Consider the following 21,705-nt stretch of genomic DNA (forward strand, 5'->3'; position numbering starts at 1 on the left):
AATGAGTGTTTTATATCCGTTAATTCAGGCGCTGGTGTTATTTGCCGTTGCGCCGCTGCTCTCTGGTATTACCCGCGTGGCGCGCGCCCGCTTGCATAACCGTCGCGGGCCGGACGTGTTGCAGGAGTATCGCGACATTATCAAACTGCTGGGTCGTCAGAGCGTTGGCCCCGATGCCTCCGGCTGGGTGTTCCGCCTGACGCCGTATGTGATGGTGGGCGTCATGCTGACTATCGCTACCGCGCTGCCGGTGGTGACCGTCGGTTCTCCGCTGCCGCAACTGGGGGATTTGATCACTTTACTGTATCTCTTCGCCATTGCGCGTTTCTTCTTTGCCATTTCTGGTCTGGATACCGGTAGTCCGTTTACTGCTATTGGCGCGAGCCGTGAAGCGATGCTGGGCGTGCTGGTCGAACCGATGTTGTTGCTTGGTCTGTGGGTCGCCGCGCAGGTGGCTGGTTCCACCAACATCAGCAACATCACCGACACCGTTTATCACTGGCCGCTGAGCCAGAGCATTCCGCTGGTGCTGGCGCTCTGTGCCTGCGCATTCGCCACCTTTATCGAAATGGGCAAACTGCCGTTCGACCTGGCGGAAGCCGAGCAGGAGCTGCAGGAAGGTCCGCTCTCTGAGTACAGCGGCAGCGGCTTTGGCGTCATGAAATGGGGTATCAGCCTGAAACAGCTGGTGGTGTTACAGATGTTCGTCGGGGTGTTTATTCCGTGGGGACAAATGGAAACCTTCACTGCCGGTGGGCTGCTGCTGGCGCTGGTGATTGCCATCGTCAAACTGGTGGTCGGCGTACTGGTTATCGCGCTGTTCGAAAACAGCATGGCCCGTCTGCGTCTTGATATTACTCCACGCATTACCTGGGCTGGTTTTGGCTTTGCATTTTTAGCGTTCGTCTCCTTGCTGGCGGCGTGATTAAAGAGAGTTTGAGCATGTCTGAAGAAAAATTAGGTCAACATTATCTCGCCGCGCTGAATGAGGCATTTCCGGGCGTCGTGCTGGACCACGCCTGGCAGACCAAAGATCAGCTGACTGTCACCGTGAAGATGAACTATCTGCCGGAAGTGGTGGAGTTCCTCTACTACAAGCAGGGGGGCTGGCTGTCGGTGCTGTTTGGTAACGACGAACGCAAACTGAATGGTCATTACGCCGTTTACTACGTGCTGTCGATGGAGAAGGGCACCAAGTGTTGGGTAACTGTTCGCGTCGAAGTTGACGCCAACAAACCAGAATATCCGTCCGTGACGCCGCGCGTTCCGGCGGCGGTGTGGGGCGAGCGTGAAGTGCGCGATATGTACGGTTTGATTCCGGTAGGGCTTCCGGATGAACGCCGTCTGGTGCTGCCGGATGACTGGCCGGATGAACTCTACCCGCTGCGTAAAGACAGCATGGATTATCGTCAACGTCCGGCACCAACTACTGATGCTGAAACCTACGAGTTCATCAACGAACTGGGCGACAAGAAAAACAACGTCGTGCCGATTGGTCCACTGCACGTCACTTCTGACGAACCGGGCCACTTCCGTCTGTTCGTCGATGGCGAAAACATTATCGACGCCGACTACCGCCTGTTCTATGTCCATCGCGGCATGGAAAAACTGGCGGAAACCCGCATGGGTTACAACGAAGTGACCTTCCTCTCCGACCGTGTGTGCGGGATCTGCGGCTTCGCCCACAGCACCGCTTACACCACGTCGGTGGAAAACGCGATGGGTATTCAGGTGCCAGAACGTGCGCAGATGATTCGCGCCATTTTGCTGGAAGTGGAACGCCTGCACTCGCATCTGCTCAACCTTGGACTTGCCTGCCACTTCACTGGCTTTGACTCCGGTTTTATGCAGTTCTTCCGCGTGCGTGAAACCTCCATGAAAATGGCGGAGATCCTTACCGGTGCGCGTAAAACTTACGGCCTGAACCTGATCGGCGGGATTCGTCGCGATCTGCTGAAAGATGACATGATCCAGACCCGTCAACTGGCGCAGCAGATGCGTCGTGAAGTGCAGGAGCTGGTGGATGTGCTGCTGAGCACACCGAACATGGAACAGCGCACTGTCGGCATTGGTCGTCTGGACCCGGAAATTGCCCGCGACTTCAGTAACGTCGGCCCGATGGTCCGTGCCAGCGGTCACGCCCGCGATACCCGTGCCGATCACCCGTTTGTTGGTTATGGCCTGCTGCCAATGGAAGTCCACAGCGAGCAGGGCTGCGACGTGATTTCCCGTCTGAAAGTGCGTATCAACGAAGTCTATACCGCGCTGAACATGATCGACTACGGTCTGGATAACCTGCCGGGCGGCCCACTGATGGTGGAAGGCTTTACCTACATTCCACACCGTTTTGCGCTGGGCTTTGCCGAAGCGCCGCGTGGCGATGATATCCACTGGAGCATGACCGGCGACAACCAGAAGCTGTACCGCTGGCGCTGCCGTGCCGCGACCTACGCGAACTGGCCGACCCTGCGCTACATGCTGCGCGGCAACACCGTTTCTGATGCGCCGCTGATTATTGGTAGCCTGGACCCTTGCTACTCCTGTACCGACCGCATGACCGTGGTCGATGTGCGTAAGAAGAAGAGCAAAGTGGTGCCGTACAAAGAACTTGAGCGCTACAGCATTGAGCGTAAAAACTCGCCGCTGAAATAAGGAATCGCCATGTTTACCTTTATCAAAAAAGTCATCAAAACCGGCACGGCGACCTCGTCTTACCCGCTGGAGCCGATTGCGGTTGATAAAAACTTCCGTGGTAAGCCAGAGCAGAGCCCGCAACAGTGCATCGGCTGTGCAGCCTGCGTCAATGCCTGCCCGTCAAACGCCTTAACGGTTGAAACTGATCTCGCCACCGGTGAGCTGGCATGGCAGTTCAATCTCGGTCGCTGCATCTTCTGTGGACGCTGCGAAGAAGTCTGCCCGACGGCGGCGATCAAACTGTCGCAAGAGTACGAACTGGCGGTGTGGAAGAAAGAAGATTTCCTGCAACAGTCTCGCTTCGCGCTGTGCAACTGCCGCGTCTGCAATCGTCCTTTCGCCGTCCAGAAAGAGATCGACTACGCCATTGCGCTGCTTAAGCACAATGGTGACAGCCGTGCGGAAAACCACCGCGAAAGCTTTGAGACTTGCCCGGAATGTAAGCGCCAGAAATGCCTGGTGCCGTCCGACCGTATTGAACTGACTCGCCATATGAAAGAGGCCATCTGATGAGCAATTTATTAGGCCCCCGTGACGCCAACGGCATTCCGGTCCCGATGACGGTGGATGAATCCATCGCCAGTATGAAGGCGTCGTTACTGAAAAAAATCAAACGTTCTGCCTACGTTTACCGCGTGGACTGCGGCGGCTGCAACGGCTGCGAAATTGAAATTTTCGCAACCTTATCGCCGCTGTTCGATGCAGAACGCTTCGGCATTAAAGTCGTTCCTTCTCCGCGTCATGCGGATATTTTACTGTTTACCGGCGCGGTCACCCGTGCAATGCGATCCCCTGCGCTGCGTGCGTGGCAGTCCGCGCCGGACCCGAAAATCTGTATCTCCTACGGTGCCTGCGGTAACAGCGGCGGGATCTTCCACGATCTCTACTGCGTGTGGGGGGGTACGGATAAAATCGTCCCGGTGGATGTCTACATTCCGGGGTGCCCGCCAACGCCAGCCGCCACGCTGTACGGCTTTGCAATGGCGCTCGGCCTGCTGGAGCAGAAAATTCACGCCCGTGGGCCGGGTGAACTGGATGAACAACCGGCAGAGATCCTGCATGGCGATATGGTGCAGCCGCTGCGTGTAAAAGTAGATCGCGAAGCACGCCGCCTGGCGGGTTATCGTTACGGTCGCCAGATTGCCGATGATTTCCTGACGCAGTTAGGGCAGGGTGAAGAGCAGGTTGCACGCTGGCTGGAAGCGGAAAACGATCCGCGTCTGAACGAGATTGTCAGCCATCTGAATCATGTTGTTGAAGAGGCGCGTATTCGATGAGTGAAAAGGTGGTGTTCAGTCAACTGAGCCGTAAATTTATTGATGAGAACGATGCTACGCCCGCCGAGGCGCAGCAGGTGGTCTATTACAGCCTGGCGATTGGTCACCACCTTGGGGTTATCGATTGCCTGGAAGCCGCGCTCACCTGCCCGTGGGATGAATATCTGGCATGGATTGCCACTCTGGAGGCGGGCAGTGAAGCCCGCCGTAAAATGGAAGGCGTGCCGAAATATGGTGAGATCGTTATCGACATTAACCATGTGCCGATGCTGGCCAACGCATTCGATAAAGCCCGGGCAACGCAAACTTCGCAGCAGAAAGAATGGAGTACCATGCTGTTAAGTATGCTGCATGATATTTATCAGGAAAATGCCATCTATTTGATGGTGAGGAGACTGCGTGACTGACGTTTTACTCTGTGTTGGCAATAGCATGATGGGCGATGATGGCGCAGGTCCGCTGCTGGCGGAAAAGTGCGCCGCCGCGCCGAAAGGTAACTGGGTGGTGATTGACGGCGGTAGCGCACCGGAAAACGACATTGTCGCCATCCGTGAACTGCGCCCTACGCGACTGCTGATTGTCGACGCCACTGATATGGGGCTAAACCCCGGCGAGATCCGCATCATCGACCCGGATGACATCGCCGAGATGTTTATGATGACTACCCATAACATGCCGCTGAACTACCTTATCGACCAGTTGAAAGAAGATATTGGCGAAGTGATTTTCCTCGGTATCCAGCCGGATATCGTCGGTTTTTACTACCCGATGACCCAGCCGATTAAAGATGCGGTAGAAACCGTTTATCAACGACTTGAAGGCTGGGAAGGGAATGGTGGATTTGCGCAGTTAGCGGTGGAAGAAGAGTAGTTTTTCAGTAAGGAATTCAGGGAATTGAAAATCAGAACAGGGATGTGCGCTTTTTTATTTTGCTTAGTGCTTCCTGCGCAGGCTACCAGCTTTACCGAATATCTGCCAATGAGTGACAGCGAATACGCGCAAAAGCGGGCGCTGAAACCTCTCCTGACTATGCCTTATTATACCGAGCAAACCTGGCATTTTAGAAAAGTGGGCGTTGCTGGCGTGACGCTTGAGAAGATGCCAAATGAAGAGGATTACTGGCAATTAACTGCTAAAGACCGCGCCGGTAAATCCTGGAAGGTGCCTGTGGGTATGCTGGCAAATATGGCGGGCAAAGGGCAACTCTATCGCGCCGATCTGGATCGTAACGGCATTCAGGATCTGGTTATCTGGTTACCAAGTGCTGGTAATGGTCTGGCTCCTTATGCACATTTAATCCTTATGACGTTCACGCGCGATGGTCGTCCCTGTGTCTTTGAACCCTGGGGATTCTACACCGCAAGCAAAACTGGCGTAGATGATTTGCTGGATTTGCAAGGCAATGGCCACACACAATTGCTGGATATGCAGTTTAATTCTGGTTACTGGATAACCAGTCTGTATCAGGTAAAAGACGCCAAATGGCAACGTGTTCACGGCTGGTTTGGCAAGTTAAGCTATCCCGCGCTCACGCGTTTCACTTATACCCCCAACCGTAAACTCGTCCTCAAACCCATTGCCGGGCGTGACCCGCAAACGGAAGATTTAGCGCTGACGCAGCGTTGTTTGATAACAGGGGATGTGCTTGATGGGGTGAATCAGAACTGACTTTTTGCAGAGTGGGTATGAGGATTTTGGGGGAGAATTATATCGCGCGCAAGTGTTTACATATTGTGAACTTGGATTTGGTGAGCTATAGTTTCTGAACACATAAGGATAGAACTCGCAGATGTGGCTGTTTACTTACTATAAGGAAGTTAAAACTTAAAAATGCACATCATTTCGAAAGCGCCATTTGAAGAGTCTGCGCGCAAATATCCTAACGACGCTCTGGCTCTACACTCATTGTATCGGGTTATTAAGGAAACGGATTTTTCTACGCCAGAAGAAATGCGAACGGCGTTTCCCAACCTCGACAATTTTAAATATCGCAACAAATGGTACGTTCTGGATGTCGGCGGGAACAATCTTAGGGTTATTGCCTACATAAACTTTGTTAATAAGCGGTTCTTTGTGAAGCACATAACGAATCATGCCGAGTATGACAAACTGACACGTTACTACAGAGAGAACAAAGAATGACTGCTAATGCTGCACGCGCTGTTAAAGCAACAAGAGAACTGGTCAATGCAGTCCCCTTTCTGGGAGGCAGTGACTCAGAAGATGATTATCGTGAAGCACTGGAACTGGTCGAATATTTGATTGAAGAAGATGACACCAATCCACTTATCGACTTTCTGGCGAGCCGTATTGCAGAATATGAAAACAACCACGAAAAGTTTGCAGAGTTCGATAAAGCCGTTGCAGCAATGCCGATTGGCGTGGCGTTACTTCGCACGTTGATTGATCAACATAATCTGACCTATGCGGATTTGAAGAACGAAATCGGCTCTAAATCCCTGGTCAGTCAGATTTTGTCTGGACAACGATCTCTGACGATATCCCACATTAAGGCACTTTCAGCCCGATTTGGCGTTAAGCCGGAATGGTTTCTTTGATTTTTGACAGATGCCAAACGCCAGATTGCCCGATGTGCTGCGCTTATCGGGCCTACATGTCGCACGAACTATGTAGGCCGGATAAGGCGTTCACGCCGCATCCGGCACGTTTGCTTACTCTAAATCTTCACCGTTACTGGCAATCACTTTTTTATACCACCAGAATGATTTCTTACGCGTGCGCGCCAGCGTGCCGTTGCCTGCATCGTCACGGTCTACATAGACAAAACCGTAGCGTTTGCTCATTTCACCCGTTGACGCGGAAACTAAATCAATACAGCCCCAGGTGGTGTAGCCCATCAGCGGAATGCCGTCTGCAATCGCTTCGCCCATTGCGCGGATATGTTCGCGTAAATAGCTGATGCGATAGTCGTCGTTAATCTCACCGTTGGCAGCAAATTCATCTTTTGCGCCCAGGCCGTTTTCCACCAGAAACAGCGGCTTCTGATAACGGTCATACATCATGTTCATAGTGATACGCAGACCGAGTGGATCAATACCCCAGCCCCAGTCGCTTACCTGCAGATACGGGTTACGCAGCGATTTCACCACGTTCGCCGCACTGCTGTTGTTGGCGCTCATCTCCGCTGAGGCGCAGCGCGAGGCGTAATAGCTGAAAGAGACAAAATCGACGGTGTTTTTCAGGATCTCATCATCGCCCGGAGCTTTGTCGATGGTTACCCCTTTTTCGCGAAATACGTGGGCAGAGTAAGCCGGATACGCGCCCCGCGCCTGCACATCGATAAAAAACAGGTTTTCCCTGTCTTTCTCCAGCGCTGCCCAGACATCTTCCGGCTTGCAGCTGTAAGGGTAGAAGTTGCCGCCCGCCAGCATACAGCCCACCTGATTTTGCGGGTTAACCTCATGGGCGATTTTGGTAGCTAACGCACTGGCAACCAGCTGGTGGTGCGCAGCCTGATATTTCACCTGCTCCTGATTTTCCCCTTCTTCAAACACCAGACCCGCGCCGGAGAACGGGCTATGCAACATAATGTTGATTTCATTGAAGGTGAGCCAGTATTTCACCAGGCCATCAAATGCTTCAAAGCAGGTCCGGGCGTAGCGGCTGAAAAACTCCACCAGCTTGCGGTTACGCCAGGAGCCATATTCAGTGACCAGATGCATCGGCACGTCGAAGTGACACAACGTGACCAGCGGTTCGATACCGTACTTTTTACACTCTTCAAATACCGCGCGGTAAAAAGCAATGCCCTGCTGGTTGGGCGTCAGTTCATCGCCCTGCGGAAAGAGGCGGCTCCAGGCAATCGAGGTGCGAAAAACCTTGAATCCCATCTCTGCCATCAGGGCGATATCTTCTTTATAACGATGATAAAAATCCGTCGCCTCATGGCTGGGATAAAACTCGTCATCGCGCAACTGAAAACGTTTTTCCAGCCCCAGTTTCACCGCCATTCGATGTTCGCCGTGCGGGATCATATCGACCGTGGTCAGCCCTTTGCCACCTTCACGGTACGCACCTTCAGATTGGTTGGCGGCAAGCGCGCCGCCCCATAAAAAATCTTGCGGAAATACTGACATTTTCATCCTCAATTAAGACTTACTTCTTTGGCGACGGTCGGTTGTACGCTCTGATGCTTTCGCGTCTGGGCAGCCGCTTCCTCAACAGGAATATCCTCAAAGCCGAGCAACAGTGTGAGGATAAATGACAGCACGACCGCCAGCGCCATGACGGCGAACACCCAGACGATGCTCATTGGATTCGCCGGATCGAAGAACTGCACGCTGGTAAATAATCCCGGCGCTGCCATTGAGTGGCTGGCAAGCCCCGCCATACCGGCAACCGCGCCGCAAATAAAACCGCTGATAAGACTGGCGATAAGCGGACGTTTCAGGCGGATCGCCACGCCGTATAACGCGGGTTCGGAAATCCCCGCCATAATGGCTGATGCCGCCGCAGCCAGCGCCGTCTGGCGCAGTTCCGGGTTTTTCGTTTTCCACGCCACCGCCAGCGATGAACCACCCAGCGACAGGTTAGCGCCGATTTCTGACGGCATGACCATCCCTTCTTTGCCGGTTTCGGCAATAGTTTGAATGATGGTTGGCGTAAAGACGCGGTGCATTCCAGTCATTACCAGCAGAGGCCACAGTGCGCCCATAATGGCGACTGAAAGCCAGCCCAGATAACCATGAATGGTGTAAACCAGCGCCGAAATGGCGCTACCGATCCAGATACCAATCGGGCCAATCAGCAGGATTGCCAGCGGTGCGGCAATCAACACAATCAGCATCGGCTTGAGGAAGTTTTTCGTCACCGCTGGCGTAATGCTGTCCACCCAGCGTTCGATATATGACAGGCACCAGGTCATCACCAGCGCCGGGATCACTGTGTAGGTGTATTTCACCGCGGTGACCGGAATCAGGGCAAATTCAACATGTTCACCCTGGGCCGCTTTCGCCATCAGCTCAATAAAACTCGGATGTACCAGCACACCCGCAATGGCAATCGCCAGCGACATATTGGTTTTAAATTTGATGGCGGCAGAAGCAGCGACCATCAGCGGCAGGAAGAAGAAAGCACCATCACCAATCACATTGAGAATAGTTAAGGTCGGCGATCCTTTTGTCAGCACGCCGCTCATCTCGAGGATCATCGCCAGCAGTTTGACCATCGATCCGCCGATGATCGCCGGGATCAGCGGTGACATGGTGCCGATCAGCGCATCCAGGATCCCCGCACCAATGCGACGTAGCGTGAGTTTGGGTTTCCCCACGGGCTGCGTGGGCTGCATATCTCCAGGTAACAAGCTGACAACTTCCTGAAAGGCCTGCGAAACCGTATTACCTATAATCACCTGACACTGGTTGTCACTACGTACCACACCGAGCACGCCGGAGATAGTTTTTAACGTTGGGCTGTCGATCAGTGCATCATCTTTGATAACAAAGCGTAAACGCGTCATACAGTGCGTGACTGCCGAGATGTTATCAACGCCGCCCAGTGCCGCTATCACCGAGCGTGCCAGCGCCGCATAATTTTTGGCCATCGGATTTTATCCTGTTATCAGTAGGGTAGAGGTAGTTGTTATCAGTCGACGTGACGGGAAATTGCCGATGCTGAAACGGAATTAAGAAACCGGTTTCACAAAATCATGAATAGTTGATACTGATTAAGCAAGAGAGTTAATTGCTTATTTTTTATATTTGTGAAACCGGTCACCTGAATATTTTTCCCGCTGCTTGCGTAAGGACAATCAGCCAACGGTGCAGTACACTGCGTTCATTGCGTGTAAAGGGATGAAAATGATGACGACGATGCTGGAAGTGGCGAAGCGCGCCGGGGTTTCAAAAGCGACCGTTTCCCGCGTGCTTTCAGGTAATGGCTACGTCAGCCAGGAAACTAAAGATCGCGTGTTTCAGGCGGTGGAAGAGAGCGGTTACCGCCCAAATTTGCTGGCGCGCAATCTGTCAGCGAAGAGTACTCAGACGCTGGGGCTGGTAGTGACCAACACGCTTTACCATGGCATTTATTTTAGTGAATTACTGTTTCATACCGCGAGAATGGCGGAAGAGAAAGGGCGTCAGCTGCTATTGGCAGATGGCAAACATAGCGCCGAAGAAGAGCGCCAGGCGATTCAGTATCTGCTGGATCTGCGCTGCGACGCCATTATGATTTATCCACGCTTTTTAAGCGTGGATGAGATTGATGACATCATTGATGCGCACAGTCAGCCGATAATGGTGCTCAATCGACGCCTGCGCAAAAACAGCAGCCATAGTGTCTGGTGCGATCATAAACAGACCAGCTTTAACGCCGTGGCAGAGTTGATAAACGCCGGACATCAGGAGATTGCTTTCCTTACCGGTTCGATGGATTCCCCCACCAGCATTGAACGCCTTGCCGGATATAAAGACGCGCTGGCGCAGCATGGTATTGCACTCAATGAAAAACTTATCGCTAACGGTAAATGGACGCCCGCCAGCGGGGCCGAAGGGGTAGAAACGTTGCTCGAACGTGGGGCTAAATTTAGCGCGTTAGTTGCCAGTAACGACGATATGGCGATAGGTGCGATGAAAGCGTTGCATGACCGTGGTGTAGCGGTGCCGGGGCAAGTATCGGTTATTGGATTTGATGATATCGCAATTGCCCCCTACACCGTTCCGGCGCTCTCCAGCGTAAAAATTCCGGTGACTGAGATGATTCAGGAAATAATTGGGCGGCTGATATTTATGCTCGATGGTGGTGCTTACACACCGCCGAAAACCTTCAGCGGAAAACTAATCCGCCGCGACTCACTCATTGCTCTTTCGCGATAAACATTGTCATCACATGTCATCGTCACTAGTGTCGATGACATCGTTTTTTCTGCATTGCAGAATTTAATTTCTTTAAATAACAATGAATTAAAAATTGGCATGATTTGTGAATGTATCGGCGCATTAACTGTCATTGCTGGAGAATTTGATGAACCGTTTCATCATTGCTGACGCGAGTAAATGTATTGGTTGTCGTACCTGTGAAGTGGCGTGCGTGGTTTCTCATCAGGAGAATCAGGACTGTGCATCGCTGACCCCGGAAACTTTTTTACCGCGAATCCATGTCATTAAAGGTGTGAACATTTCCACGGCAACAGTCTGCCGTCAGTGTGAAGATGCACCGTGCGCTAACGTCTGCCCGAATGGTGCTATCAGCCGTGATAAAGGGTTTGTTCATGTGATGCAGGAACGTTGCATTGGTTGCAAAACCTGCGTTGTGGCTTGCCCGTATGGTGCGATGGAAGTGGTAGTGCGTCCGGTGATTCGCAACAGCGGCGCAGGGCTTAACGTACGCGCTGACAAAGCCGAAGCTAATAAATGCGACCTCTGTAACCATCGTGAAGACGGCCCGGCCTGTATGGCTGCTTGCCCGACCCATGCGCTGATTTGTGTCGATCGTAATAAACTTGAACAACTGAGCGCAGAAAAACGCCGCCGCACGGCGCTGATGTTCTAAAAATCTTACAGAACTGTTCTGGCATCAAAGGAATTCCCGGAAATATTCGTAGAATACGGAGCGGGCGGTATCGCCAACCTGAGACTACCGGATGCGACGCGGTCGTGTCCGGCCGGGCGGGTTACGCAATTCATGATGGCGGGAATAACTCAATGGCAAAAAACACATCTTGCGGTGTCCAACTGCGTATTCGTGGCAAAGTGCAGGGCGTCGGTTTTCGTCCCTTTGTCTGGCAACTGGCACAGCAATTAAATCTTCACGGCGATGTCTGTAATGACGGCGATGGCGTAGAAGTCCGGTTGCTGGAAGATCCGGAAACGTTTCTTGCGCAGTTGCATCAGCACTGCCCGCCGCTGGCGCGTATTGATAGCGTCGAATGTGAGCCGTTTATCTGGATGCAGCCGCCCACTGAGTTCACCATCCGCCAGAGCGCGGGCGGCGTCATGAATACGCAAATTGTTCCCGATGCCGCAACTTGCCCTGCCTGTCTTGCCGAAATGAATACCCCAGGCGAACGGCGTTATCGTTATCCGTTTATCAACTGTACCCACTGCGGCCCGCGTTTCACCATTATTCGCGCGATGCCTTACGACCGTCCGTTTACCGTGATGGCGGCGTTTCCGCTATGTCCGGCCTGCGATAAAGAATATCGCGACCCGCTCGATCGTCGCTTTCACGCCCAGCCGGTGGCCTGCCCGGAGTGTGGCCCACATCTTGAATGGCTAAGTCATGGTGAACATGCGGAACAAGAGGCGGCATTACAGGCGGCTATCGCTCAGTTAAAAATGGGCAACATTGTCGCTATCAAAGGGATTGGCGGATTTCATCTCGCCTGCGATGCGCGTAACAGTAACGCGGTGGCGACACTACGGGCGCGCAAACATCGCCCGGCGAAACCGCTGGCGGTTATGTTGCCAACGGCAGAAGGTTTGCCCGACGCTGCCCGTCAGTTGCTCACCACGCCCGCCGCGCCGATTGTACTGGTGGATAAAATATATGTTCCGGAACTTTGTGACGATATCGCCCCTGGCCTTAACGAAGTCGGGGTGATGTTGCCTGCGAATCCGCTCCAGCATTTGCTGTTACAGGAACTGCAATGCCCGCTGGTGATGACCTCCGGCAACCTGAGCGGTAAACCACCGGCTATCAGCAACGAACAGGCGCTGGAGGACTTGCAGGACATTGCCGACGGATTCTTGATTCATAACCGCGACATCGTGCAGCGGATGGATGATTCAGTGGTGCGCGAAAGTGGCGAAATGTTGCGCCGCTCGCGGGGGTATGTACCGGATGCGCTGGCTTTGCCTCCGGGCTTTAAAAATATTCCTCCTGTGCTGTGTCTCGGTGCGGATCTGAAAAATACCTTCTGTCTGGTGCGTGGTGAACAGGCGGTGTTGAGTCAACATTTGGGCGATTTAAGTGACGATGGCATTCAGATGCAGTGGCGCGAAGCGTTGCGTCTGATGCAAAACATCTACGATTTTACCCCGCAATACGTTGTGCATGACGCGCATCCGGGCTATGTCTCCAGCCAGTGGGCGCGCGAAATGAATCTGCCGACGCAAACGGTGCTGCATCATCATGCTCATGCGGCGGCGTGTCTGGCAGAACATCACTGGCCGCTGGATGGCAGTGATGTCATTGCTTTGACGCTCGACGGTATTGGTATGGGCGAAAACGGCGCTTTATGGGGCGGCGAGTGCTTGCGGGTGAACTATCGCGAATGCCAGCACCTGGGTGGCTTGCCTGCGGTGGCGCTTCCGGGGGGCGATCTTGCGGCAAAGCAGCCGTGGCGAAACCTGCTGGCGCAGTGCCTGCGCTTTGTGCCGGAGTGGCAGAATTACCCTGAAACGGCAAGTGTGCAACAGCAAAACTGGAGCGTGCTGGCGCGGGCCATTGAGCGTGGAATTAACGCGCCGCTGGCGTCATCGTGCGGGCGTTTGTTCGATGCTGTGGCGGCGGCACTGGGCTGTGCGCCAGCCACGTTAAGTTATGAAGGTGAAGCGGCTTGCGCCCTCGAGGCGCTGGCGGCTTCATGCCAGGGAGTGACGCATCCGGTGACGATGCCGCTGGTGGACAATCAGCTGGATCTCGCCACTTTCTGGCAGCAGTGGCTGAACTGGCAGGCACCGGTTAATCAACGCGCGTGGGCATTTCATGATGCGCTGGCGCAGGGTTTTGCCGCGTTGATGCGTGAGCAGGCCACGATGCGTGGTATCACTACGCTGGTATTTAGCGGCGGGGTTATTCATAACCGTTTGCTGCGTGCACGTCTGGCGCATTATCTTGCTGATTTTACGTTGCTCTTCCCGCAGAGTTTACCTGCGGGGGATGGCGGGTTGTCTCTGGGGCAGGGGGTTATTGCTGCGGCCCGTTGGGTGGCGGGTGAAGCCCAGAACGGATAAACGTGTTGCATTTGGGCGCAGTGCCGGATGCGGCGTGAACGCCTTATCCGGCCTACACATGCGCTCCCCGTAGGTCGGATAAGACGCGCCAGCGTCGCATCCGACATTTTGGGCACACTAGCCCGCCTACATCGGCAAGGTTTTCAACAATCCAAACGCCTCTTTCATCCGATCCTCACTGACTACAAAGGCGCGAAGCTGGTCGGCATCGTCAACGCCGCGCGCCACCATTCCCTGGCTTTCGGTACAAATCTGCCAGTGCAAATCCCGACGCTGGGTTTCGCCTGCCAGATGCAGCGGTAATTCCGGCGTTTTGATTTTCACCAGCATCGCCGGTAGTTTCAGCGACGTGTTATTGCCGAGAAGATTTTTTGCCAGCACCATCGCGCTAAGTTGAATCGGCTGGAGGAACGGCAATACCTGACCGTTAATTTCCGCGCAATCGCCCAGCGCATAAATATCGGCATTACTGGTTTGCAGATAACTATCGACGCAAACGCCGCGATTAATCGTCAGCCCGGCGCGTCGTGCCAGGGCGGTTTCCGGGCGCAGTCCGGTGGCGGCAATTACCGCATCCACTTCGATGCTGCGCTGGCGGTCCAGCGTTGCCAGAATGCCAGAATCCGTTTTTTCCAGCCCCTGCAACTGAGATTTCAACAGCAGATGAACGCCCATCTCCGTCAACCGATGCTGCAAGCGGCTGCTTACTTCCGGTGGCATTAACGACGCCAGAATACTGGCAGCGTTGTCGATGAGCGTGACCGCTTTGCCTGCCCGACAAAAATCCATCGCCAGTTCGCTACCAATCAAACCACCGCCTACAATCAACACCCGTCGGGCATCCCGCAGTTGTGTTTCACAGGCGCGATACTCTTGCTGACTATTTAACGTCAGCATTAACTCACGCCCAGGCACCGGCGGGACAAAGGCGTTGGCACCGGTTGCCAGCACTAGCTTGTCGTATTGCCACTGATTATTCTGGCTTTTCACCACATGGGCTTCGGCATCGATATCCGTCACCCAGGTGTGCGGAAACAGGCGCAGATTAAACTGCTCGGTAAATTCACCCGCCGTCTGGCGGGTAAGGTCGTCGGCACGTTGCCCCTGACTGATCACATGGCTAAGATCAGGTTTGTTGTACTCATCCATGCTGTCGGCGGCAATCAGGGTCAATGGAATACCGGTATCCTGTTTACGAATATTTTTCACCAGTTGGCGGGCGGCGAAGCCTGAACCAATGATCACAATGCCGTTGCTCATTTTGCCTCCGATGCCAGTTCGTCAAAGACGTCTTTGCCGAGGGAGCATTCCGGGCACAGGAAGTTATCCGGGACTTCACTCCACGGCGTGCCTGGCGCAACGTCCTGCATTGGCTCGCCTTTTGCCGGATCGTAAATCCACTGGCAGACACTGCACTGCATCCGCGGACCGAGATCAGCCGTCGTGGCGGCACAGGTTTCTTCTTTAACCACCGTATTCACCGTGCTCTGCGGCAGCGGTGCGAGCGCCCACTGACGGGCGATTTCGCGACCGTGTTCACGGCATAATTCCAGTGCATCCTGGTCCGGTCGCCATTTGGCTTTCAGGCTAAGCGACATTTCGAAACCCGCATCTTGCAGGCGCGTGGAAAGACGATCCACGGCACCGCCGCTCCAGCCGTGAGAGCCGAAAGCACTGGCGCGTTTATTACGGAAGCGTAATCCGGTCATCTCCTCCACCAGCCCGGCGATTTTCGGCATCATCACGTTATTCATCGTAGAAGTGCCGACCAGCACGCCTTTTGAGCGGAAGACATTGGTCAGGATTTCGTTTTTATCGCTTCGGGCAACGTTGAAAATTTTCACCGCCACGCGTGGGTCGGTTTCCGCAATACCCTGGGCGATAGCATCGGCCATCATGCGGGTATTATTCGACATGGTGTCGTAGAAAATGGTGATTCTGTCTTCCTGATAATCTGCCGCCCATTTCAGGTACAGCTCGACAATTTGCGTCGGGTTATCGCGCCATACCACGCCGTGAGAGGTGGCAATCATATCGACCGGCAAGTTAAAGCCCAGGATCTCGGTGATTTTCGGCGTTACCAGGCGGCTGAACGGTGTCAGGATATTGGCGTAGTAACGCTGACACTGCTCGAAAAGCTCGGTCTGATCCACTTCATCGTTGAACAGATGCTCGTCGCAGTAGTGCTGACCGAAAGCATCGTTACTGAACAGCACCGCGTCGCCCGTCAGGTAAGTCATCATGCTGTCCGGCCAGTGCAGCATTGGCGTTTCGACAAAAATGAGCTGTTTACCGTTGCCGATATCCAGCGTGTCACCAGTTTTCACCACATTAAAATTCCACTCCGGATGATGGTGATGACCATTTATTGAGTCGATAGCGTTGGCAGTACAATAGATCGGCGTATCGGGAATTTGCGCCATCAGTTCGGTCAGCGCCCCGGCGTGATCCTCTTCAGCATGGTTAATCACGATGTAATCGATATCTGCCAGATCGATTTCATTACGCAGGTTCTGCACAAATTCGCGGCTGAATTTATGGTCGACGGTGTCGATCAGCACGTTTTTTTCTTCGCGAATGAGGTAGCTGTTGTAGCTGCTGCCGCGCAGCGTTTTATATTCCGTGCCGTGAAAATCACGCACTTCCCAGTCACGTTGACCAACCCAATGAATGTTATTTTTCACCACAATAGACATAGCAACCTCAATTTATTCAGCGTGTTCTAAAAAGATGTCTTGCTAATTGCAGATTGCGTGCCAGTTTTTTATCTGATTGTTTTTACTATATAAATAAAATTATGCTCATTAATGAGTAGTCAAAATGACTATCAATAAAATGGTCGATATGACAATATCTATAGTCAAATTGACAGTGAGGCAAAGATGAGTTTTTCCGTTGATGTGCTGGCGAATATCGCCATCGAATTGCAGCGTGGGATTGGTCATCAGGATCGTTTTCAGCGCCTGATCACCACGTTGCGTCAGGTGCTGGAGTGCGATGCGTCTGCGTTGCTACGTTACGACTCGCGGCAGTTTATTCCGCTTGCCATCGACGGACTGGCGAAGGATGTTCTCGGTAGACGCTTTGCCCTGGAAGGGCATCCACGGCTGGAAGCGATTGCCCGCGCCGGGGACGTGGTGCGCTTTCCCGCAGACAGCGAATTGCCCGATCCCTATGACGGTTTGATTCCCGGGCAGGAGAGTCTGAAGGTTCACGCCTGCGTTGGTCTGCCGTTATTTGCCGGACAAAACCTGATCGGTGCATTGACACTCGACGGGATGCAGCCCGATCAGTTCGATGTTTTCAGCGACGAAGAGTTACGGCTGATTGCCGCGCTGGCGGCGGGAGCGTTAAGCAATGCGTTGCTGATTGAACAACTGGAAAGTCAGAATATGCTGCCGGGCGATGCCGCGCCGTTTGAAGCGCTGAAAGAGACGCAGATGATCGGCCTGTCGCCAGGCATGACGCAATTGAAAAAACAGATTGAGATTGTGGCGGCGTCCGATCTCAACGTCCTAATTAGCGGTGAGACGGGAACCGGTAAGGAGCTGGTGGCGAAAGCGATTCATGAAGCCTCGCCACGGGCGGTGAATCCGCTGGTCTATCTCAACTGTGCCGCACTGCCGGAAAGTGTGGCGGAAAGTGAACTGTTCGGGCATGTGAAAGGAGCGTTTACTGGCGCTATCAGTAACCGCAGCGGGAAGTTTGAAATGGCGGATAACGGCACGCTGTTTCTGGATGAGATCGGCGAGTTGTCGTTGGCATTGCAGGCCAAGCTGCTGAGGGTGTTGCAGTATGGCGATATTCAGCGCGTTGGCGATGACCGTAGTTTGCGGGTCGATGTGCGCGTGCTGGCGGCGACTAACCGCGACTTGCGCGAAGAGGTGCTGGCAGGGCGATTTCGTGCTGACTTGTTTCATCGTCTGAGCGTGTTTCCACTTTCAGTGCCGCCGCTGCGTGAGCGGGGCGATGACGTCATTCTACTGGCGGGGTATTTCTGTGAGCAGTGCCGCCTGCGGTTGGGACTTTCCCGCGTGGTGTTAAGTTCCGGGGCGCGGAATTTATTGCAACATTATAGTTTTCCGGGAAACGTGCGTGAACTGGAACATGCTATTCACCGGGCGGTAGTGCTGGCGAGAGCGACCCGCAGCGGCGATGAAGTGATTCTTGAGGCGCAACATTTTGCTTTTCCTGAGGTGACGTTGCCGCCGCCAGAAGCGGCGGCGGTGCCTATTGTTAAGCAAAACCTGCGTGAAGCGACAGAAGCGTTCCAGCGTGAAACTATTCGCCAGGCGCTGGCACAAAATCATCACAACTGGGCTGCCAGCGCACGGATGCTGGAAACCGACGTCGCCAACCTGCATCGGCTGGCGAAACGTCTGGGGCTGAAGGATTAAATAATCCCGGCCTGATAGAAATCCTGCAGGTTAATTGCGCCGGTAAGTTTGCCATTTTCATCCACCACTGGTGCGGCGGTGATTTTGCGCTTCATCAGGATCTCTTTGGCGTCGATGGCGCGACTTTGCGATAGCAACGTCGTGCCGCCTGCCGTCATCGCTTCATTAACTGGCGTGGTGAGTGCACCGCCGCCAACCAGCCAGCGACGTAAATCCCCGTCGGTAAAGACGCCTTTCACCAGCCGTTGATCGTCGCACACGGCTACCAGTCCCAGACCGGTGCGACTAAGTTCCAGCATCGCATCCATCACGCTGGCGGTTAACGCCACCTGCGGGATGGCGTCATCACGGCGCATCAGATGATGCACTTTGTTCAGCAAGCGAGCGCCCAGAGCCCCAGCTGGGTGGGAGCGGGCAAAATCTTCTTCATTAAATCCGCGCGCCTGCATGACCGCCATCGCCAGCGCGTCGCCCATCATCAGGGTATTGACGGTGCTGGAGGTCGGCGCAAGATGCATCGGGCAGGCTTCGCGTTCTACAGAGATATCCAGCACCGCTTTCGCCGCCAGGCCCAGCGGTGATGTCGGTTTACCGGTCATCGCCAGCAGCGCGATAGATTTGTCTTCCAGACGCGGAATAATCAGATCCAGCTCCTTTGCGCCACCGGAGTAAGAGATAAACAGCATCACATCGCGGCTTTCAATCATCCCCAGATCGCCGTGCAGTGCTTCTGCCGGATGGACAAAAAAAGCAGGCGTGCCGGTACTGGCAAGCGTTGCGGCGATTTTCTTACCAATGTGGCCCGATTTGCCAATTCCCGAAACCACCACTTTGCCTTCGCAGTGCAGGATGATATTGGCGGCGCGAACAAAATCATCGCCCAGACGTTCTGGTAAACGGCTTGCTTCCTGCAACTCCAGCATTAACGTCTGACGTCCCGCGTTCAGTAGTGCTTCACTCATTGCTCTCTCCGGTTATGATCACGTCGATCCCTTTTTCTTCCAGCGCCTGACGAAACGCTGGATCGATACCTGCGTCGGTAATCAGTTTATCGACGCTTTCAAGACTACAAACCACGTTGGGGCTTTTACGGCCAAACTTCGATGAGTCAGCCATCAAAATAACTTCGCGCGCGGCATTACACATCGCTTTACTGACGGTATAGACCTCGTTGAAGGTGGTTACGCCTGCAGTGAGATCGATGCCATCGGTGCCCATAAACAATTTATCGAAGCTGAAATGTTCGAAGGCATTCTCTGCCAGCTGCCCGTGAAATGAGGCCGATTTTTTACGAAATGTGCCGCCTGGCATCAGGATAGTTTGTTCGTTATCCAGTTCGGATAGCGCATTGACGATGTGCAGGCTGTTGGTCATCACCGTGATGTTATTAAAGCGCGAGAGCAGAGGCACCATCTGTAATACGGTACTGCCAGCATCAAGAATGATTGAATCGCCATCATGAATAAAACTGACGGCAGCTTCTGCAATCAGCTCTTTCTTGTGGGTGTTGATGAGCGTTTTATGATCGATAGGTGGATCGGATTCCTCTTTATTTAACACCACGCCGCCATAGGTACGAATGACGGTTCCAGCATGTTCCAGAATGACCAGATCTTTGCGAATGGTTGTGCCTGTGGTGTCAAAGTATTGCGCCAATTCTTCAACCGAGCATTTACCCTGCTTTTGCAGGTACTCCAGAATGGCGGCCTGACGCTGACGAGGTTTCATGGGCGTGATTACCTGATTTAGGTTTCAAAATGATAACTTCGCAAGCAAGTAACATTCACAACGAAATTATCCACGTTTCAGTTTAAGCGCCAATGATAGAGCATTCTGTGATAGTGGATCATGGGGAAAGATCACATCGGGCCGTAAATCACCAAGATACATACCCGTAATTGCGGGAATTTTTTGCGGTTTAGCGAAAACGGTCAGTCCTTTCATAAACAAGGTATCGACGATGCGCTGCTGATCGTCCAGCGCGATGGCGACCACGACCCGCGGTTTAAAGCGCCCGCTGGAACGGCCCACGCCAACCCGCCCTTGCTGGCATAGTGTGTCGAAGGCACGGTTAAAACGAGAAATTTGCCAGCCGCCTAAGGCCAGTTGCGCACACCAGGCGATAACGGCGACGGTGATGAGTGCGGATACCATAAATTTTCCTTAATGTAGTGGCGAAAGTCCTGTATGCCTGATGCGCGTAGCGCATCAGGCATTCTATTAGTCTCACGGAGATCCTTAACGGATCTGCGCTGTTGATCAGAACATCACCTGACCGCCGGTGACATTAATCGACTGTCCAGTGCAGTACGATGCCTTTGGACTGGCGTAGAACAGCAGCATATTCAGCACATCCTGATAATCGCAGCCGCGTTTGAGCGGTACTTTGTCGATGTAATACTGCTCGACTTGATCCGGTTTGATACCTAGCTTGGTCGCGTATTGTGGCAACAGTGACTGGAACATCGGCGATTTCAGCAGATTACCGAGCATTAGTGAATGCACCGTAATGCCGTACTCCGCCAGATCCAGAGCCAGTGATTGAGTCAGTCCGACGCCACCAAATTTCGCTGCGCTGTAGCCAGAGTTGTGTTTGCTGCCCACTTTGCCGGATTTCGAGTTGATCTGAATAATGCGCCCCTGAATCCCGTCGCGGATCATCAAACGCGAAAATTCACGCGCACACAGGAAATAACCCACCAGATTCACTTGTAGCGAACGATCAAAATCGCCGAGCTGGAAATCGCTGATAAAGGCTGCTTTTGCTATTCCGGCGCTGTAGACCAGCAAATCCACGCGACCAAAGATTTCATCTACCCCACGAGAGAGCGCCAGCACGCTCTGCTCGCTGGTGGCGTCAGCACCAAAACCGTACGCCATACCTTCACCATATTCGGCGTTAATTTCTTGTGCCACATTTGCGGCTTTGTCGCTCTGAATATCGACAACCGCTACGCGATACCCCTCGGCAGCCAGACCGTGGCACAGGAACGCGCCTAGGGTTTGCCCACCACCGATGACAACGGCAACCTGATTCATTTTTTACTCCTTAACAGATTCAAACTTCAAAACCGATCCCGGCGCGATATCGTCGGGTACAGGGCCTGCCACATGGACAGTGCCCGGAAATTCCGCTTCGCTTAAACCATCGAAGCGCAGGGTGACATGACCCAGTTCGCGAAGGTTGTCTTCCGCCACGCTGCCAACGGCGGTCACCGGATAGCGATGCTGCCCGAGTGAAAATTGCAAACCGGGTTGAAGTTCACCTTTTAACTCGCCGTGGCAATGGATGAAGCAATACTCTTCGAGATCCGCAGGCGCGCCTTCACGAAAGGTGATGAGCATCTGGTCGCTGAGTGCGTCAGTAGCACTCGCGCCGATACGGGTGATGGTGGTCTGATAAATAATGGTCATGTTTCAGCC

The 21,705-nt window shown here is 53.5% G+C and carries 22 protein-coding genes; 13 read left to right on the forward strand and 9 right to left on the reverse strand.

The genetic code is table 11. The features are described 5' to 3' along the window. The first annotated feature begins 1 nt into the window (after position 1). The 9 genes from hycD to AACU19_RS19750 all read left to right on the forward strand — a co-directional run bounded on the left by hycD (position 2) and on the right by AACU19_RS19750 (position 6,529). A complete protein-coding gene (gene hycD, locus AACU19_RS19710; RefSeq protein WP_000115196.1) occupies positions 2-925 on the forward strand; it encodes a formate hydrogenlyase subunit HycD in 924 nt (307 codons plus the stop codon). A gap of 17 nt (positions 926-942) precedes the next feature. Then, complete coding sequence (hycE, locus tag AACU19_RS19715; RefSeq protein ID WP_105276645.1) at positions 943-2,652, forward strand: formate hydrogenlyase subunit HycE; 1,710 nt, start codon at positions 943-945, stop codon at positions 2,650-2,652. 9 nt (positions 2,653-2,661) lie between these two features. Beyond that, entirely contained in the window at positions 2,662-3,204 is a 543-nt protein-coding gene (hycF, locus tag AACU19_RS19720) for a formate hydrogenlyase subunit HycF (RefSeq protein WP_105276644.1), read from the forward strand. Continuing rightward, on the forward strand, positions 3,204-3,971 hold the full coding sequence (gene hycG, locus AACU19_RS19725) for a formate hydrogenlyase subunit HycG (protein ID WP_000067390.1): 768 nt from the start codon (positions 3,204-3,206) through the stop codon (positions 3,969-3,971). The genes hycF and hycG overlap by 1 nt, the downstream gene beginning before the upstream one ends. After that, entirely contained in the window at positions 3,968-4,378 is a 411-nt protein-coding gene (gene hycH / locus AACU19_RS19730) for a formate hydrogenlyase assembly protein HycH (protein ID WP_001291923.1), read from the forward strand. The genes hycG and hycH overlap by 4 nt, the downstream gene beginning before the upstream one ends. Then, a complete protein-coding gene (gene hycI / locus AACU19_RS19735; protein ID WP_000132961.1) occupies positions 4,371-4,841 on the forward strand; it encodes a hydrogenase maturation peptidase HycI in 471 nt (156 codons plus the stop codon). Before hycH ends, hycI begins: the two co-directional genes overlap by 8 nt. A gap of 42 nt (positions 4,842-4,883) precedes the next feature. Next, positions 4,884-5,639 (forward strand): hypothetical protein, encoded by a 756-nt coding sequence (locus AACU19_RS19740; protein WP_039021019.1) that lies wholly within the window; start codon positions 4,884-4,886, stop codon positions 5,637-5,639. 162 nt (positions 5,640-5,801) lie between these two features. Then, positions 5,802-6,113, forward strand: coding sequence for a type II toxin-antitoxin system HigB family toxin (locus AACU19_RS19745; protein ID WP_000547560.1), 312 nt, complete (start codon positions 5,802-5,804; stop codon positions 6,111-6,113). After that, complete coding sequence (locus AACU19_RS19750) at positions 6,110-6,529, forward strand: helix-turn-helix domain-containing protein (RefSeq protein ID WP_000126290.1); 420 nt, start codon at positions 6,110-6,112, stop codon at positions 6,527-6,529. The genes AACU19_RS19745 and AACU19_RS19750 overlap by 4 nt, the downstream gene beginning before the upstream one ends. A 114-nt stretch (positions 6,530-6,643) precedes the next feature. Here the strand turns inward: AACU19_RS19750 and ascB are convergent, their stop codons facing one another. Continuing rightward, a complete protein-coding gene (ascB, locus tag AACU19_RS19755) occupies positions 6,644-8,068 on the reverse strand; it encodes a 6-phospho-beta-glucosidase AscB (RefSeq protein ID WP_105278439.1) in 1,425 nt (474 codons plus the stop codon). Positions 8,069-8,076: 8 nt separating this feature from the next. Beyond that, a complete protein-coding gene (gene ascF, locus AACU19_RS19760) occupies positions 8,077-9,534 on the reverse strand; it encodes a PTS cellobiose/arbutin/salicin transporter subunit IIBC (protein WP_105278416.1) in 1,458 nt (485 codons plus the stop codon). A 259-nt stretch (positions 9,535-9,793) separates the two neighbouring features. Between ascF and ascG the strand changes: the two genes are divergently transcribed. From ascG to hypF, 3 genes are all read left to right on the forward strand, one after another. Then, the gene (ascG, locus tag AACU19_RS19765) at positions 9,794-10,804 is read left to right on the forward strand and encodes a DNA-binding transcriptional regulator AscG (RefSeq protein ID WP_105278440.1); all 1,011 of its coding nucleotides are present in this window, start codon (positions 9,794-9,796) and stop codon (positions 10,802-10,804) included. 148 nt (positions 10,805-10,952) lie between these two features. Continuing rightward, a complete protein-coding gene (gene hydN / locus AACU19_RS19770) occupies positions 10,953-11,480 on the forward strand; it encodes an electron transport protein HydN (RefSeq protein ID WP_001078777.1) in 528 nt (175 codons plus the stop codon). 152 nt (positions 11,481-11,632) lie between these two features. After that, positions 11,633-13,885, forward strand: coding sequence for a carbamoyltransferase HypF (hypF, locus tag AACU19_RS19775; protein ID WP_105278417.1), 2,253 nt, complete (start codon positions 11,633-11,635; stop codon positions 13,883-13,885). A gap of 126 nt (positions 13,886-14,011) precedes the next feature. On the opposite strand, the gene norW is transcribed toward hypF, so the two are convergent. Both norW and norV read right to left on the reverse strand, forming a co-directional pair. Further along, positions 14,012-15,145: an NADH:flavorubredoxin reductase NorW gene (gene norW, locus AACU19_RS19780; protein WP_105278418.1), complete on the reverse strand. Its 1,134-nt coding sequence runs from the start codon at positions 15,143-15,145 to the stop codon at positions 14,012-14,014. After that, a complete protein-coding gene (gene norV / locus AACU19_RS19785) occupies positions 15,142-16,581 on the reverse strand; it encodes an anaerobic nitric oxide reductase flavorubredoxin (RefSeq protein WP_000029614.1) in 1,440 nt (479 codons plus the stop codon). The genes norW and norV overlap by 4 nt, the downstream gene beginning before the upstream one ends. Positions 16,582-16,767: 186 nt before the next feature. Here norV and norR point away from each other — a divergent pair, with 186 nt between their 5' ends. Beyond that, positions 16,768-18,282, forward strand: coding sequence for a nitric oxide reductase transcriptional regulator NorR (norR, locus tag AACU19_RS19790; RefSeq protein WP_105278419.1), 1,515 nt, complete (start codon positions 16,768-16,770; stop codon positions 18,280-18,282). On the opposite strand, the gene gutQ is transcribed toward norR, so the two are convergent. From gutQ to srlB, 5 genes are all read right to left on the reverse strand, one after another. Next, positions 18,279-19,244 carry an arabinose-5-phosphate isomerase GutQ gene (gutQ, locus tag AACU19_RS19795; RefSeq protein ID WP_001287422.1) on the reverse strand — a complete coding sequence of 322 codons (966 nt, stop codon included), beginning with the start codon at positions 19,242-19,244 and terminating at the stop codon, positions 18,279-18,281. The genes norR and gutQ overlap by 4 nt on opposite strands. Further along, positions 19,237-20,010: a glucitol operon DNA-binding transcriptional repressor SrlR gene (srlR, locus tag AACU19_RS19800; RefSeq protein ID WP_105278420.1), complete on the reverse strand. Its 774-nt coding sequence runs from the start codon at positions 20,008-20,010 to the stop codon at positions 19,237-19,239. Before srlR ends, gutQ begins: the two co-directional genes overlap by 8 nt. 66 nt (positions 20,011-20,076) lie before the next feature. Further along, complete coding sequence (gene gutM, locus AACU19_RS19805; RefSeq protein ID WP_105278421.1) at positions 20,077-20,436, reverse strand: transcriptional regulator GutM; 360 nt, start codon at positions 20,434-20,436, stop codon at positions 20,077-20,079. 105 nt (positions 20,437-20,541) lie between these two features. After that, a complete protein-coding gene (gene srlD, locus AACU19_RS19810) occupies positions 20,542-21,321 on the reverse strand; it encodes a sorbitol-6-phosphate dehydrogenase (protein WP_001077342.1) in 780 nt (259 codons plus the stop codon). A 3-nt stretch (positions 21,322-21,324) separates the two neighbouring features. Next, a complete protein-coding gene (gene srlB, locus AACU19_RS19815) occupies positions 21,325-21,696 on the reverse strand; it encodes a PTS glucitol/sorbitol transporter subunit IIA (RefSeq protein WP_105278422.1) in 372 nt (123 codons plus the stop codon). Positions 21,697-21,705: the final 9 nt, after the last annotated feature.

The organism is Escherichia sp. MOD1-EC4550 (genome assembly GCF_963876935.1).
Classification (GTDB): Bacteria; Pseudomonadota; Gammaproteobacteria; order Enterobacterales; family Enterobacteriaceae; genus Escherichia; species Escherichia coli_F.

What these genes read in the sequence shown, in the direction of transcription:
- gutM (WP_105278421.1), bottom strand. Translation starts at nt 20,436, where the DNA reads ATGGTATCCGCACTCATCACCGTCGCCGTTATCGCCTGGTGTGCGCAA.
- srlD (WP_001077342.1), bottom strand. Translation starts at nt 21,321, where the DNA reads ATGAATCAGGTTGCCGTTGTCATCGGTGGTGGGCAAACCCTAGGCGCG.
- ascB (WP_105278439.1), bottom strand. Translation starts at nt 8,068, where the DNA reads ATGTCAGTATTTCCGCAAGATTTTTTATGGGGCGGCGCGCTTGCCGCC.
- srlB (WP_105278422.1), bottom strand. Translation starts at nt 21,696, where the DNA reads ATGACCATTATTTATCAGACCACCATCACCCGTATCGGCGCGAGTGCT.
- srlR (WP_105278420.1), bottom strand. Translation starts at nt 20,010, where the DNA reads ATGAAACCTCGTCAGCGTCAGGCCGCCATTCTGGAGTACCTGCAAAAG.
- norW (WP_105278418.1), bottom strand. Translation starts at nt 15,145, where the DNA reads ATGAGCAACGGCATTGTGATCATTGGTTCAGGCTTCGCCGCCCGCCAA.
- AACU19_RS19745 (WP_000547560.1), top strand. Translation starts at nt 5,802, where the DNA reads ATGCACATCATTTCGAAAGCGCCATTTGAAGAGTCTGCGCGCAAATAT.
- norV (WP_000029614.1), bottom strand. Translation starts at nt 16,581, where the DNA reads ATGTCTATTGTGGTGAAAAATAACATTCATTGGGTTGGTCAACGTGAC.
- hycF (WP_105276644.1), top strand. Translation starts at nt 2,662, where the DNA reads ATGTTTACCTTTATCAAAAAAGTCATCAAAACCGGCACGGCGACCTCG.
- hycH (WP_001291923.1), top strand. Translation starts at nt 3,968, where the DNA reads ATGAGTGAAAAGGTGGTGTTCAGTCAACTGAGCCGTAAATTTATTGAT.
- norR (WP_105278419.1), top strand. Translation starts at nt 16,768, where the DNA reads ATGAGTTTTTCCGTTGATGTGCTGGCGAATATCGCCATCGAATTGCAG.
- gutQ (WP_001287422.1), bottom strand. Translation starts at nt 19,244, where the DNA reads ATGAGTGAAGCACTACTGAACGCGGGACGTCAGACGTTAATGCTGGAG.
- ascF (WP_105278416.1), bottom strand. Translation starts at nt 9,534, where the DNA reads ATGGCCAAAAATTATGCGGCGCTGGCACGCTCGGTGATAGCGGCACTG.
- AACU19_RS19740 (WP_039021019.1), top strand. Translation starts at nt 4,884, where the DNA reads ATGTGCGCTTTTTTATTTTGCTTAGTGCTTCCTGCGCAGGCTACCAGC.
- hydN (WP_001078777.1), top strand. Translation starts at nt 10,953, where the DNA reads ATGAACCGTTTCATCATTGCTGACGCGAGTAAATGTATTGGTTGTCGT.
- AACU19_RS19750 (WP_000126290.1), top strand. Translation starts at nt 6,110, where the DNA reads ATGACTGCTAATGCTGCACGCGCTGTTAAAGCAACAAGAGAACTGGTC.
- hycE (WP_105276645.1), top strand. Translation starts at nt 943, where the DNA reads ATGTCTGAAGAAAAATTAGGTCAACATTATCTCGCCGCGCTGAATGAG.
- hycG (WP_000067390.1), top strand. Translation starts at nt 3,204, where the DNA reads ATGAGCAATTTATTAGGCCCCCGTGACGCCAACGGCATTCCGGTCCCG.
- ascG (WP_105278440.1), top strand. Translation starts at nt 9,794, where the DNA reads ATGACGACGATGCTGGAAGTGGCGAAGCGCGCCGGGGTTTCAAAAGCG.
- hypF (WP_105278417.1), top strand. Translation starts at nt 11,633, where the DNA reads ATGGCAAAAAACACATCTTGCGGTGTCCAACTGCGTATTCGTGGCAAA.
- hycD (WP_000115196.1), top strand. Translation starts at nt 2, where the DNA reads ATGAGTGTTTTATATCCGTTAATTCAGGCGCTGGTGTTATTTGCCGTT.